Origin of the sequence: Paenibacillus solanacearum, from assembly GCF_910593845.1 — a bacterium.
GTDB lineage: Bacteria > Bacillota > Bacilli > Paenibacillales > NBRC-103111 > Paenibacillus_G > Paenibacillus_G solanacearum.
This window is the reverse complement of record NZ_CAJVAS010000002.1, coordinates 228,065-241,642: the sequence shown is the minus strand read 5'-3', so window position 1 is coordinate 241,642 and position 13,578 is coordinate 228,065. Positions and strand designations below refer to the sequence as shown.

Annotated in this window: 13 protein-coding genes; 11 read left to right on the top strand and 2 right to left on the bottom strand. The window is 53.8% G+C overall.

All coding sequences use genetic code 11. The annotated features are described in order from the left end of the window. The first annotated feature begins 52 nt into the window (after positions 1 to 52). The 11 genes from KXG62_RS03470 to KXG62_RS03420 all read left to right on the top strand — a co-directional run bounded on the left by KXG62_RS03470 (position 53) and on the right by KXG62_RS03420 (position 11,325). Positions 53 to 757, top strand: coding sequence for a hypothetical protein (locus KXG62_RS03470; RefSeq protein ID WP_218090526.1), 705 nt, complete (start codon positions 53 to 55; stop codon positions 755 to 757). A 171-nt stretch (positions 758 to 928) separates the two neighbouring features. Further along, a complete protein-coding gene (locus KXG62_RS03465) occupies positions 929 to 2,818 on the top strand; it encodes a glucose PTS transporter subunit IIA (RefSeq protein WP_218090525.1) in 1,890 nt (629 codons plus the stop codon). Further along, positions 2,811 to 4,562 (top strand): phosphoenolpyruvate--protein phosphotransferase, encoded by a 1,752-nt coding sequence (gene ptsP, locus KXG62_RS03460; protein WP_218090524.1) that lies wholly within the window; start codon positions 2,811 to 2,813, stop codon positions 4,560 to 4,562. Before KXG62_RS03465 ends, ptsP begins: the two co-directional genes overlap by 8 nt. Positions 4,563 to 4,630: 68 nt before the next feature. Beyond that, positions 4,631 to 5,164, top strand: coding sequence for a type 1 glutamine amidotransferase domain-containing protein (locus KXG62_RS03455; protein WP_218090523.1), 534 nt, complete (start codon positions 4,631 to 4,633; stop codon positions 5,162 to 5,164). Positions 5,165 to 5,183: 19 nt separating this feature from the next. Continuing rightward, the gene (locus tag KXG62_RS03450) at positions 5,184 to 5,597 is read left to right on the top strand and encodes a VanZ family protein (protein ID WP_246627270.1); all 414 of its coding nucleotides are present in this window, start codon (positions 5,184 to 5,186) and stop codon (positions 5,595 to 5,597) included. A gap of 192 nt (positions 5,598 to 5,789) precedes the next feature. Then, entirely contained in the window at positions 5,790 to 6,206 is a 417-nt protein-coding gene (locus tag KXG62_RS03445) for a hypothetical protein (RefSeq protein ID WP_218090522.1), read from the top strand. 153 nt (positions 6,207 to 6,359) lie between these two features. Continuing rightward, positions 6,360 to 7,379 carry a catabolite control protein A gene (gene ccpA / locus KXG62_RS03440; protein WP_218090521.1) on the top strand — a complete coding sequence of 340 codons (1,020 nt, stop codon included), beginning with the start codon at positions 6,360 to 6,362 and terminating at the stop codon, positions 7,377 to 7,379. 126 nt (positions 7,380 to 7,505) lie between these two features. Next, complete coding sequence (locus tag KXG62_RS03435; protein ID WP_218090520.1) at positions 7,506 to 8,207, top strand: 5'-methylthioadenosine/adenosylhomocysteine nucleosidase; 702 nt, start codon at positions 7,506 to 7,508, stop codon at positions 8,205 to 8,207. Positions 8,208 to 8,251: 44 nt separating this feature from the next. Further along, complete coding sequence (locus tag KXG62_RS03430) at positions 8,252 to 9,637, top strand: glycine--tRNA ligase (protein WP_218090519.1); 1,386 nt, start codon at positions 8,252 to 8,254, stop codon at positions 9,635 to 9,637. Between the two features lie 313 nt (positions 9,638 to 9,950). Further along, positions 9,951 to 10,280: a chaperone CsaA gene (gene csaA, locus KXG62_RS03425; RefSeq protein ID WP_218090518.1), complete on the top strand. Its 330-nt coding sequence runs from the start codon at positions 9,951 to 9,953 to the stop codon at positions 10,278 to 10,280. Positions 10,281 to 10,566: 286 nt separating this feature from the next. Then, positions 10,567 to 11,325 (top strand): alpha/beta fold hydrolase, encoded by a 759-nt coding sequence (locus KXG62_RS03420; protein ID WP_218090517.1) that lies wholly within the window; start codon positions 10,567 to 10,569, stop codon positions 11,323 to 11,325. A gap of 385 nt (positions 11,326 to 11,710) precedes the next feature. Here KXG62_RS03420 and KXG62_RS03415 read toward each other — a convergent pair whose 3' ends face one another. Both KXG62_RS03415 and KXG62_RS03410 read right to left on the bottom strand, forming a co-directional pair. Further along, positions 11,711 to 12,886: an acetoin utilization protein AcuC gene (locus KXG62_RS03415; protein ID WP_218090516.1), complete on the bottom strand. Its 1,176-nt coding sequence runs from the start codon at positions 12,884 to 12,886 to the stop codon at positions 11,711 to 11,713. 48 nt (positions 12,887 to 12,934) lie between these two features. Then, positions 12,935 to 13,567, bottom strand: a complete 633-nt coding sequence (locus KXG62_RS03410) for a GNAT family N-acetyltransferase (RefSeq protein ID WP_218090515.1) — start codon at positions 13,565 to 13,567, stop codon at positions 12,935 to 12,937. Positions 13,568 to 13,578: the final 11 nt, after the last annotated feature.

The window sequence follows — 13,578 nt, the reverse complement described above, 5'->3', positions numbered from 1 at the left end:
CTCGGATCGTCATCCGGAAGACTTCTCTAATACCTCGAGGAGGATTTATTGCATGTACAGCCAAAACTACCAACAAAACAACTTCTCCAATCAATCCGGCGCAGGCTTTGCAAACTCGCAATATCGCGGTTATGCAGCGAAATACCAACCGGTAGGGATGGTACAGTCCCAGTATAACCAATCCCTGAACAACCAATCGATCGGCAGCCAGCAATTCAGCAGCCAACCTTTCGCTGCCCAGTACACCAACTATCAAAGCCCGCAATCGTTCCATACGGCCAACTACCGCGGCGACCAACAAGGCCATGACGCCTACCTGCGCTCGGATTCTACGCAGCCTGCCCAATTCGCGACGGGCTTCAGCGCATCTTCCTACGGCACTTCGATGGGCGCCATGAACCAGATCCAAAATCAAAATCAATACACGTCCTCTCAGTTCGCAAGCCCTCAGTCCTACCATACCGCGAACTACCGCGGCGACCAGCAAGGTCATGACGCTTACCTGCGTGCGGACTCCACGCAGCCGACGAACAGCCAAATCCAGTACACGACGAACACGTACGGCAGCCAGTTCGGGACTTCCGCATCCAGCTGGAATCCGTCCGCACAGTATGCGCAAGCTGCGAGCCCGCAAGCTTACCATACGGCGAACTACCGCGGCAATCAGCAAGGTCATGATAACTACCTGCGCTCGGATTCTGCGCAGCCTGCGCAAAGCCAATACGGTGCGGGCAGCATCAACCGTTACCAATTTTAATTCGTCCTCAGCGTATATTTGAGCTAGCGGCGGGCCTGAACGGCCTGCCGCTTTTTTTAAGAAAACAGGCGTTCGGCGCAGGCTTCTGCAGGTGCAGCATACATAGCGGATTCGTTTGACAAATAACGGTTGTGCGCGTACCATCGTTATAGGGAAAGGAGGAACGGTTATTTGAATTGGATGGGGAATTTGCAGCAGCTGGGAAGGTCGTTAATGCTGCCGACCATCACGCTACCTGTCGCTGCCATTTTGCTGCGGCTCGGTAATTTACCATGGGATGCCATGCATATTCCGCAAGTGGGCGAACTGCTGCTGATGTGCGGCACGACGATTTTCACTTATCTGCCTTTGATCTTCGCTGTCGGCGTGGCTCTCGGACTTACGGAGAATGCAGGGATTGCCGGGATGTCCGCGCTCATCGGCCACTATATGTTTACCGTCTCCGTAGAGCATTACATGGGCGATTTGTTTCAGCTTGGCGTGCCCGGAGGCATATTAATCGGACTGATCGCAGCGGTCTTATACCACCGCGTGAAACATATTCAGTTGCCTGAATCCATTCAATTTTTCGGCGGCCCGCGCATGGTTCCGCTTCTTATGGGGCTGGTCATTTTTATTCTTGCCGGCATCATGATTCAGGTTGGGCCGATGCTCGAGACGGGCATGCAGGCATTGACGGATTTTATTTTGGGGCTGGGCGGCTTCGGGACGTTCTTATATGGGGTTATTCACAGGCTGCTTGTTCCGTCGGGGCTGCATCATGTGTTCAATAACTTTTTTTGGTTTCAACTCGGCGCGTACAATGCGGAAGGCAATCCCGTGTTCGGCGATTTGCCGAGGTATTTCGCCGGCGACCCGACCGCGGGCATTTACATGGCCGGATTGTATCCGATCATGATGTTTGCGCTTCCCGCGATTGCCATCGCGATCATCCAGGAGTCGCGCGAAGATTTAAAACCTAAAATCCGTGCTACCTTTTTGACCGCAGCTTTCGCATGCTTCCTGACGGGCGTAACGGAGCCGATCGAATTTGCTTTTTTGTTCGTGGCCCCTTATTTATTTTTTATTCATGCGCTATTATCCGGTTTATCGATGTGGATCGCCTATGTGCTGGACATTCATCACGGCTTCTCGTATTCCGCGGGCGCGATCGACTTCCTGATCAATTTGCACTTGTCGAAGAACGGCATGCTGCTCATTCCGATAGGGATTGCGTACGGGCTGCTGTACTACGTGCTGTTCCGCTTCGCGATCCGCCGCTTCCGCATTCCGACGCCGGGACGTGAAGAAGGCTCTCAGCTCGAGGAGTGGGCCGGGGATATCCCTTACCGCTCACCGCTTATTTTGCAGGCGCTCGGCGGGAAGGAGAACATCAAGAACATCGAAGCGTGCATCACGCGGCTGCGCCTGACGCTGGTCAACGACAAGCAGATGGACACGGCGGCACTCAAGCTGCTGGGCGCGGCCGGCGTCATCCATCTTGGAGGCGGGAACGTCCAGGTCGTCTTCGGTACGTATTCCGAGCTGATCCGGGAAGAGATCATGAAGACGATCCGCAAAGATATTCATCAGGTGCTGTTCAGCTCGCCGATGCAGGGTCGCATGATTCCGCTCGAAGAGGTGCCTGATAAAATATTCGCCGGCAAGCTGGTCGGCAACGGCGTTGCCTTCCTTCCGGAAAAAGGGGAGCTTGTGTCGCCTGTCGCGGGAAAAATCGTCCATATTTATCCGTCGCTGCATGCGCTTGGGATCGAGACGCGGGAAGGGCTGCAGGTGCTGCTGCATATCGGGATCAATACGTCGCATCTGCAAGGGAAATATTTTACCGCTCACGTCAAAGAAGGCGACGAGGTGGAGCCGGGACAGCTGCTCGTTCGGTTTAACCTGCAAAAGGTGAAGCAGAACAGCACATCGCTTGCGACCCCCATGCTTATTACTAATGCCGATATAGTCAAATCATGGAGCTTCGCGCCGTATAAGGCGGTAAAGAAAGGCCAAGCTTCCGTCATGTCGGTCGTACTCAAAAATGCCGTCACAGGGGGAGGAAGCACTTATGGTTGAGGGGATAGGAGCTTCATCCGGTATCGCCATGGGCAAAGCGTTCGTCATTCCAACCTGGGAATGGGACTTTCCGGAGAAGCTCATCGACGTCACGGATCTTGCTTACGAGTTCGAAAGATTGTATGACGGAATTCGTCATTCCAAAGTAGAAATCGAACAAATCAAGCAGGACTTCGTGAGCGTGATCGGAGAGGATCAGACGCAAATTTTTGACGCGCATCTGGCCATACTGGACGATCCGATCTTTATGAACGAAGTGCAGGGCATTATGCAGCGGCAGTATAAAGCGGCCGAAGTCGCTGTGAAGGAAGCGATCGAGAAGTTCGTCAATATGTTCGATCTGCTCGACGATACGTACATGAAGGAACGGGCGCTGGACATTAAAGATGTCGGCAACCGGCTGCTCAAGCATTTGCTCGGCGCATTGGAAGAAACGCTGCCGCCCAAGGACGAGCCGTATGTGCTTGTAGCCAAGGAGCTGTCCCCGTCGCAGATGGTGCATCTGGACGTGAATCACGCGCTCGGTCTGGTTACGATGCTCGGAGGCAAGACGTCGCACGTAGCCATCATGGCGCGCGCTATGGGCGTTCCTTATGTGCTCGGGGTCGAAGGAAAGCTGCCGGTTCCGATTCAAAGCGGCGATTTTCTCATTATTGACGGCGATGCCGGACTGCTTTACGTGAACCCGCCCAAAGATGTGATTGATCGGTACAAAAAGCTTCGCGAGAATTGGAAGGCGATGCACGAGCAGCTGCAGCAGCTTGCGCATGTAGCCGCGGAGACGGAGGACGGGAAGCCGTTCCAGCTTGCCGCGAACATCAGCTCTGTCAAGGAGCTGGAACAAGCGATTCGGAATGCAGCTTCGGGCGTAGGGCTGTTCCGAACCGAATTTCTCTACATGGACCGCCATAATTTTCCGCAGGAAGAAGAACAGTTTGCGGTGTACAAAGAGGTAGCCGAGCGGATGGAAGGCAAGCGGGTCGTCATTCGCACCCTCGACATCGGCGGCGACAAGCATCTGGATTATTTGGAGCTGCCCGAGGAGGAGAATCCTTCGCTCGGGTATCGCGCCATCCGCATTTCCCTCGACCGGATCGACCTGTTCAAGACGCAATTACGGGCCATATTGCGGGCGAGCCATTACGGCAACATCCAGATCATGTACCCGATGATTTCTTCGCTTGACGAGCTTCGCAGGGCGAATGAAATTTTGGCCGAAGCCAAACGCGAGCTGGCGGCCGACGGGATCCCGTTCCGCGAGAAGCTGGAAGTGGGCATTATGATCGAACTGCCGGCGGCGGTCATGATCGCGGAGCTGCTGGCGCAGGAGGTCGATTTTTTCAGCATCGGCACGAATGATCTCGTTCAGTATATATTAGCCGTTGACCGGATGAACGAGACGGTGGCGCATTTGTACGATCCGTTTCATCCGGCGGTGCTCCGCATGCTGCGCATGACGGTGGAAGGCGCGAGACGCTACGGGAAACACATCAGCGTGTGCGGCGAGCTGGCGGGCGATATCCGCGCCCTGCCGATTTGGATTGCCCTCGGCGTCACCGAGCTGAGCATGTCGGTGCAGTCGATTTTGCGGGTCAAAAACAGTGTGCTCCAAAGCCGTTACAACGACGGCGACCACATCTGGAGCGAGCTGTCGCGCTGTCCGAGCAGCCAGCACGTGATGGATGTGCTCAATCGCTACATTCAGGTCGATTTGGCGGAAGAGACGAGAGCGGCCGGGCTGTAACGTCGGCAGGACGATCGCCTCAAGCATAGGAGAAGCAATCAATACGCGATAGTGCAGGAGGATATACGATGGAGCTTAAAGGTTATAAAGTGCTTGCATTCGTTGATGAAGAATTCGAAGATCTGGAGATGTGGTATCCGGTGCTGCGGCTTCGCGAAGCCGGGGCCGAGGTGCATCTGGCAGGACCGAAATCAGCCGCTGTGTACCATGGCAAATACGGAGTGCCGCTGACGACCGATCATGCGCTGGATGAAGTGAAGGCGGATGATTATATCGGCCTGTACGTGCCGGGAGGATGGGCGCCGGACAAGCTGAGACGGTATGAATCTGTGCTTCGCCTGACCCGTGAGTTCCATGAGGCGGAGAAGCCGATCGCACATATATGCCACGCCGGCTGGGTGCTGGCTTCGGCGAAAATATGCAAAGGCTACAAAATGACGTCCACGCCGGGCATTAAAGACGATCTGGAGAACGCGGGAGCGATCTGGGTGGACGAGGAAGCGGTCGTCGACCGCAACATCGTGTCCGGGCGCAGACCGCCGGACTTGCCGGCATTTACCAAAGCGTTCGTCGACGTACTGACGGCTTATATTCAAAAATAATCCGTTAGGAGCTTTGCTGGTGAGAACAATCGGTTCATGGTTGCCGTCCGTCGCTTGGATGGCAGTCATCTTTTATATGTCTTCCCGCACGGGCGATGACGTGGGCGGCTGGCTCGATGAAGTGCGCCGCTACGTGCCGATGCTGGAAAGTTTCGATTGGGGCCATTTTCTTTCCTATTTTATTCTTTCGCTTACGTTGCTATGGGGTATTCGTCCGAAACGAGTGACCCTCCGCATTCAGCTTATTGTCGTGCTGCTATGCGTGCTGTACGGGATTACGGATGAGTACCATCAATCGTTCATCCCCGGCCGGACGCCGGATGCGGCGGACATTCGCAACGATGCCATCGGTGCCGCGCTGGCGATGCTTGCCGCAAGGATTCCGGCTTGCAAGAAGTGGTTCGAACGCCGGGCCGATGCTAAATATTACTAACCTCCAAACGGCAGGAGATTCGAAACGGAAGTAGAATTATTCTACATAACAAACGTATGCGATCTCTTGTAAGAAAAGCGCCTTACCCGCCTTGCAGGCAGGCCGTTTTTCTTCATTCAGAATGCCGTTATCCCGATTTCCGGGGTTCGGGGAAACGCTCGCATTTCTGACTCGTCCAAAGGAGTGGTTTTGTTGCAGAAGCAATGCAAATGCGGCAAAGCGATGACCATCCGTCTTCGTACCGTCATTTATCAAAACAAAGTGGAAATTGAAAACGTACCGATTTACTCGTGCGGCTCATGCAGCCGAAGCGAAGTGTTCCCCGAGGTGAAGCCGGAGCTCACCGGTCTGATCGGGACACTGGGCAGCAAGCCTGGCAAGCAGCAGATGCAATTCGAGGACATCAGTGAAATCGCCCATTTGATGGTGAAGGTTACGGAGAAAAAACGTGCCGCAGACCCTGTAGAGATGATCATCGATGAACGCATCAACGAGCTGCTCGATTTACTGCTTCTGGCCCAGTCGCTAGAGGATGAAGCATGGATTGCCGATCTCAGGAAACGGTTGTCCCAGATTGCCAGCCGCTCGTTAACTGCCCGGGATTTCTGAAAGCCGCTGCCTTGCAGTTGGCTTTTTTGCCTTTATTTGATACTATTAAACATGGGAACAATCCAAATTCGTTGCGAAGCTCAGCATTTTGTCGTATGATAAGGCTAAATGATGGCCTGTTCGCATTAATAAATATGATAAACATTGGAGAGAATGTCCGTGACTGTGACAATTTATGATGTAGCCAGAGAAGCAGGCGTTTCCATGGCAACCGTGTCGCGCGTTGTTAACAACAACCCGAACGTAAAGCCGCAAACCCGCAAAAAAGTTTTTGAAGCCATCGAGCGGTTGGGATACCGGCCGAATGCAGTGGCCAGAGGGCTCGCCAGCAAAAAGACAACGACAGTTGGCGTAGTCATTCCTGACATTTCCAATTCGATCTTCTCCGAAGTGGCAAGGGGAATCGAGGATATCGCTAACATGTACCATTACAATATTATACTTTGCAACGCCGACAAGAAGAAAGAGAAGGAGATTCGCGTCATCAACACCTTGCTTGAGAAGCAAGTGGACGGGCTCCTCTTTATGGGCGGCACAATTACGGACGAGCATATACAAGCGTTCAAGACGTCGTCGGTTCCTGTCGTTCTCTGCGCTACGGCCGATGAGAAGCATACGATTCCGTCGGTCGACATCGATCATGAGAAAGCGGCATTCGACGCGGTTCAGCTGTTGATCGATAAAGGGCATCGCAGCATCGCTATGATTTCGGGAACGCTGCAGGATCCGGCGCTTGGCTTCGCCCGTTACCAGGGCTACAAGAACGCGCTCGAGTCCGCCGGCATCCCGGTGCGCGAGGACTATGTTCGCGTAGGCAATTACCGCTATGAATCCGGTCTTGAAGTGACCAAATACTTCCTGACGCTGGACGAGCGTCCGACGGCCATCTTCGCCGCCAACGACGAAATGGCGATCGGCGCCATCCATACGCTGCAGGACAACGGGCTCAAGGTGCCGGAAGACATGTCGGTGATCAGCGTCGACAACATTCGGATGGCGTCCATGGTACGCCCGCAGCTTACGACCGTTGCTCAGCCGATGTACGATATCGGTGCAGTGGCGATGAGGCTTCTGACAAAGCTGATGAACAAGGAAACGAAGGACGCTTCGGAATTGACGGAAGTCGTATTGCCGCATGAGGTCATTCATAGAAATTCGGTGGCTCAACGCTAGCGTGAGCCTCTTTCTTTTGTTGCCCGGGAAATGGGCTTATTGTACCGTAAATACGGGCAGGCAGGGTAGCGTGGAGACCCGCTGTGTGCTTTTTTAGTATTTATCGCAGGTAAGGGGGACAATCGTTTGGCGTATCGCACCATCGGCGTCATCGGCGCCATGAAAGAAGAAATCGAGCTGTTCCATGAGCACATGCAGCAGGTGCGCGAAACGGAACGGGCAGGCATAACGTTTTATGAAGGCGAATTTCACGGAAAATCGATCGTTCTCTGCAAGTCCGGCGTAGGCAAAGTGAATGCGGCGGTGACGACGCAGCTGCTGATCGATACGTATGGAGCCGGCGCCGTCGTGTTTACGGGAGTGGCCGGCGCGGTCGACCCTGAACTGAACGTAGGGGATATCGTCGTCTCGACCGAATGCATGCAGCATGATATGGATGTAACGGCGCTTGGGTTCCCGCGGGGAACGATTCCTTATGAGCAGACGTCACTGTTTATCGCGGACCCGCAGCTGCGGGAGCTGGCGAAGCAAGCGAGCGACGAGCTGTTTGCGGGGCGGGTGAAGGAAGGTCGCGTGCTGTCGGGAGACCAGTTCATTGCCAATCGGGATACGGTAGCGGCACTGTATAGCGAGCTTGGCGGTGCATGCACCGAAATGGAAGGCGCGGCGGTCGCGCAAGTATGTTCCATGAATCGCGTGCCATTCGTCGTGATCCGGTCGATGTCGGATAAGGCGGATGGATCGGCGCACGTGAATTTTGCCGAATTTACGGTCCAGGCATCCAATCATTCGTTCCGCATTGTGGAACAAATGCTGAAACAACTGTAGACGCCCGGCGCGCTGCAGCTTATATCGAAGGAGAGAATATACATATGGCATCCGTTACGATGGATCAGATCGTCGCATTGGCGAAACACAGAGGTTTTATTTTCCCCGGCTCCGAAATTTACGGCGGCTTGGCGAATACATGGGATTACGGCCCGCTCGGCGTGGAATTGAAAAACAACATCAAGCGCGCTTGGTGGAAAAAGTTCATCCAGCAATCGCCTTATAACGTCGGTCTGGACGCCGCGATTTTGATGAATCCGCAGGCTTGGGTCGCATCCGGCCATGTCGGCAACTTCAACGATCCGATGATCGATTGCAAGCAGTGCAAAGCACGTCATCGCGCGGACAAAATTATCGAAAATGCGCTGGCGGAAAAAGGCATCGAAATGGTCGTCGACGGCCTGACGTTCGATCAGATGATGGGATTGATCCGTGAGCACCATATCGTGTGTCCGGATTGCGGCGCATTCGACTATACCGAGATCCGTCAGTTCAATCTGATGTTCAAAACGTTCCAAGGCGTTACCGAATCGAGCGCCAACGTCGTCTATATGCGTCCGGAAACGGCGCAAGGCATATTCGTTAACTTTAAAAACGTGCAGCGGACGATGCGCAAAAAGCTGCCGTTCGGGATCGGCCAAGTCGGCAAAAGCTTCCGTAATGAAATTACGCCGGGGAACTTCACGTTCCGTACGCGCGAATTCGAGCAAATGGAGCTTGAATTTTTCTGTAAGCCGGGCGAGGATCTCAAATGGTTCGAATATTGGCGCGCGTTCTGCCGCGATTGGCTGCTGTCCCTGAACATGGGCGAAAACAGCATCCGGCTGCGCGACCATTCCGACGACGAGCTGTCCCACTACAGCAACGCGACGACGGACATCGAGTACAAGTTCCCGTTCGGCTGGGGCGAGCTGTGGGGCATCGCCGACCGCACCGACTATGACCTGAAGCAGCATATGGAGCATTCCGGCGAAGACTTCAACTATATCGAGCAGGAGACGAACGAACGTTATGTTCCGTATTGCATCGAGCCGTCGCTCGGGGCGGATCGCGTTACGCTCGCGTTCTTGATCGATTCCTACGAAGAGCAGCAGCTGGAAGGCGACGACAGCCGTACCGTATTGCATCTGCATCCGGCTTTGGCGCCTTATAAAGCGGCGATCTTCCCGCTGTCCAAGAAGCTGTCTGAAGGCGCGCACAACGTGTTTGGCGAGCTGTCGAAGCATTTCCTCGTCGACTATGACGAGTCCGGTTCGATCGGCAAACGGTACCGCCGCCATGATGAGATCGGTACGCCGTTCTGCATTACGTACGATTTCGAGTCGGAGCAGGATGGCCAAGTAACCGTCCGCGATCGCGACACGATGGAGCAAACGCGGATGCCGATCAGCGAGCTGAAGGCGTTCATCGAATCGAAGCTTGAATTTTAATTGAGCTGCTTGGTAGCCTGCGTCCTGTATAGGTCGCGGGCTTTTTTTGCGGAAGGGAAAATGCGTGGCTGAGCATGACCATGAGCGGGAGAAGCTCGGTTCGGGACAAAGTGGGGACACTATCGCTGAAACGAACTTTTCCCTGTACAACCGCAGGATCAAGCTTTATGTTAGGTATACCTTCACATGCGAGAGAGCGTGGGCCGCAGACTTCATTAGGGCATTAGTACATTGTGAAAGGCCGGGGATAATTACAAGGAGTGCGCAGGAAAGCTGATCCGCTAGAATTCGAATTTAAGAGAGGGAAAGAGATATGGCAACGATCGAAGATTTTTTGAAGCTGGACATTCGGATCGGGACTGTTGTTAAAGCGGAGCCGTTTCCAGAGGCGCGAAAGCCGGCGATCAAATTGGAAATTGACTTTGGCGAACTGGGGCTCAAGCATTCGTCGGCGCAAATTACGAAGCGATACGCTCCCGAGCAGCTTATCGGCAGGCAAGTTGCCGCTGTGGTGAACTTTCCCATTCGGCGTATCGCCGGCTTCGCTTCGGAGGTACTCGTCATAGGCGGCGTGCCGGAGGAAGGCGATGTGGTACTGCTGAAACCGGATCATCCCGTTCCCAATGGGACGCCGATAGCCTAGTGATCTATATAGGTTTATAGCATATACAAAGCGAGATGTTAGAATAAAGGGTATAGAACGTATGTTCTGTTGTGTTATGTCATAATAAGAAATTATAATTCAGCAGGAGAGGGAAGCGCCTTCTCCATACGTAAGTTTTAGCTGATTACTTTTAGTGGTGGAAAGGTCGTCAAACAAGAAATAGGGAAGCGATTATAGAAGCGGCGGATTTGCTGGAAAGACGGATTACAATGGAGAAAGCACGAACGAAAAGCTGGAACTAAATATTTGGAGTCGAGGTGAAACCATGCCGTACATTCGCGTTAACGATCTGGATATGTTTTATGAGAAAATGGGATCGGGTGAACCGGTTATTTTTTTGCACAGCGGATACTCGCGGGGGATCTTGGCATTTGCGAGTCAAATGCTCGATTTTCAAAAGCAATATACGTGCTATTTTCCCGACTTTCGAGGCCATGGCAGAACGAAGTGCGAAAGCCTGGAATGGAGTACGCCGCAGCTTGCGGACGACGTAGTAACATTCATGAACCGCTTGAATATCGACAAAGCGCATTTGATAGGTTACAGTCTAGGGGCCAATGTGGGCTTGTATATGGCCGTATTCTCTCCCGATAAAGCCGCCACCTTGTCAACGATAGGTACGAGCGGCTTTTGCGACCCGACGGGCGTCGAACAATTCGAACCGGAGTGGCTCATGGCGAAAGGAAAGCAGCAAACAATCGATCAAATGACGGAAAGGCATGAAGAAGCGCATCGAGGCAACTGGCAGGAATTCATGAGACAGAGCGCTAAGGATTGGCGCTTATACCCGCAGCTTAGCACCGAGCAGTTAAGCAGTATTCAATGTCCGGCATTATTTATTACGGGAGAACATGATCCGTTTGTCGGTGAAGAGCGGGTACAGAAGTTAAGCTCTTATGTAGAAGGCTCCAGCTATATGATGGTTCCCGGCGGCAGCCATAGGCCCCATATGGCAAGGGAATATCCGGTCCAAGTAAACGATGCGATGCTTGATTTTATCGCGTCCAACCCGATTCAGCGATAAGTAGGGCAAGAGACACTAGGCGCATAAGGAATAGGGAGACAAGAAGCTTCCTCGTAAATCGAGAGCCCGCAGTAGCCAAGTATTTTGATGCTTTACTCTAAACTAATCCTTTTTATGAACAGAAAACAAGCTGCAACGGCATGATTCCGTACGCAGCTTGTTTCCCATTCAATAATGCCCGGTCCGAATGTTTCACATAAGAACACTTTCTGCAAGCGTGTATCCTCGCGCTTTGGTACAAAGCAGAGGATACAAACGCGCTCCTTCCCCCAAAGTCCCGTCGAAGACGAACCCGCTCCTCCCACGGCCAACAATAAGAGCGGGTCCAGGGCGCAGCGCCTGGGGTCCCCCTTACAAAGGGGGATTTAGGGGGTTGGAAGCCAATTTATAAGTACATCATCGCCAGCTCTTTCGTATGCCGATTTTTCGACACGATCTCTTCGCGCCGCGGCATCGGGGTCCAGGAGTTGATCGGATCGAGCCACGTATGCGGCAGCGCTTCTTCGCTATACGGTTTCCAAGCTTCGAGCCAGGATGGCGGCAGCGCAAGCCCTGGGTTGCGCTCAAGCTCCCGGATCAGCGGATGATCGCTCAGCTCCAGCCAGAGCAAGCTCCATGCCCGCGGCACGACACGCCAGATGTCGTAGCCGCCCCCGCCGAGCGCAACCCACCGCCCGCCGCAGTGCTCATGCGCCAACCGGTGGATGAAGCGAGGCATGGCCCGGTACACTTCCATGCTGCAGTGGATATGGGCAAGCGGATCGAACGCATGGGCGTCGCAGCCATGCTGAGACACGATCAAATCGGGCTGAAAGCGGGCTACCGTCTTCTCCAGCACCTCCTCGAAGCACTCCAGCCAGGACGCGTCTTCGGTGAAAGGCTCGACCGGCACATTGATCGCTTTGCCGAAACCGTTTCCATCACCGCGCTCGTTAACCGCGCCGGTGCCGGGAAATAAATATTTACCGGTTTCATGAATAGAAAAAGTGCACACATCCGGGTCGGTATAGAAGGTCCATTGTACCCCGTCCCCGTGGTGCACGTCGGTATCGATATAAAGAACGCGGGCGCCATATACCCGTTTGGCATATTCAATGGCGACTGCCGCATCATTGTATACACAGAAGCCGGCGCCTTTGCTCGGGAGCGCGTGGTGCAGTCCTCCTCCAAGATGAAGGGCATGCTCCTTCGTACCGGAGAGCACCGCTTCCACGGCGCCAATCGATCCGCCGACCAGCATTGAGGTAACTTCGTGCATGTGAGGGAAAAACGGCGTATCTTCCGTATCCAGCCCGTACTTGCCGGCGGCTTGAACCGTTAAGACATCCGGCGATGGAAGGCTGAGCGCTTCGACGGCTTGCACATATTCCGCCGAGTGAACGGTCAGCAGTTGTTCCTTGCTGGCGCTTGCCGGCGCGCTCAGAAAGGAATCGGGGAGCGCGCCCGCTTTGCGGAGAAGATCTACGGTAAGTACCAGCCGTTTTTGATTGAACGGATGCGTATCGTTAAACCGGTAGCCGGTTTCGTTTTCATCATACATAAACATCGTTTTCGAATTCATGGACACAGGCCCCCTGCTGACGATAGCTGAAGCAGCAACCGTTATGCGTTAGTACATGAACCGCTGACGGAATCGGACGCGGTCGAATTGCTCGACGGAAGACAGCGGAACGTTTGTCCCGATGCGCACCATCAGGCAGTTCGCCGGATGGGAGCATATTTCCGGATCATCGGTCGCAAACCATACCATATCGACGCTCTTCATCAGTTTCTCCATCATCTCGCGATACTGCCAGACGTTGAGCCCGCTTTTTTCCAGGTCCCAATGCCAATAATATTCGGTCGTAAACGTAATGACATTTTCCAGCTGTCCGTCTTCAAATGCGAGCTGAATCATCTTCTTGCCCAGCCCGAGTCCGCGGTACTCGTCGGCCACTTCAATGGCCCCGAGTTCGATCAAATCTTCCATTCCGCCTTCCGACCATCGTTCCAGCTCATCTGGATAATGGAAGGTTACATAGCCGACGATTTGCTGCTCGCTCCGCGCTAGAATGATGCGGCCCTCCGGGAGCTCCGCGATCTCGATCAACGCTTCGAACTGTTCCTTAGGGCGCCGAAACGCGTCAAGATCGGGGTGCATCGTATAGGTGCGCAGGCGATCGGACGGCACGGGTCCTTCGAGAACAAGATCGTTCGGCGTGCGGGAGATGACGCGGGATTGAAATATTTTCAAATGCTCCATGACGATTGGTC

Bases quoted from the DNA above. Each gene is read 5' to 3' on its own strand.
- KXG62_RS03470 (WP_218090526.1), top strand. From the start codon at position 53: ATGTACAGCCAAAACTACCAACAAAACAACTTCTCCAATCAATCCGGC.
- ptsP (WP_218090524.1), top strand. From the start codon at position 2,811: ATGGTTGAGGGGATAGGAGCTTCATCCGGTATCGCCATGGGCAAAGCG.
- KXG62_RS03455 (WP_218090523.1), top strand. From the start codon at position 4,631: ATGGAGCTTAAAGGTTATAAAGTGCTTGCATTCGTTGATGAAGAATTC.
- ccpA (WP_218090521.1), top strand. From the start codon at position 6,360: ATGTCCGTGACTGTGACAATTTATGATGTAGCCAGAGAAGCAGGCGTT.
- KXG62_RS03430 (WP_218090519.1), top strand. From the start codon at position 8,252: ATGGCATCCGTTACGATGGATCAGATCGTCGCATTGGCGAAACACAGA.
- csaA (WP_218090518.1), top strand. From the start codon at position 9,951: ATGGCAACGATCGAAGATTTTTTGAAGCTGGACATTCGGATCGGGACT.
- KXG62_RS03420 (WP_218090517.1), top strand. From the start codon at position 10,567: ATGCCGTACATTCGCGTTAACGATCTGGATATGTTTTATGAGAAAATG.
- KXG62_RS03415 (WP_218090516.1), bottom strand. From the start codon at position 12,886: ATGAATTCGAAAACGATGTTTATGTATGATGAAAACGAAACCGGCTAC.
- KXG62_RS03410 (WP_218090515.1), bottom strand. From the start codon at position 13,567: ATGGAGCATTTGAAAATATTTCAATCCCGCGTCATCTCCCGCACGCCG.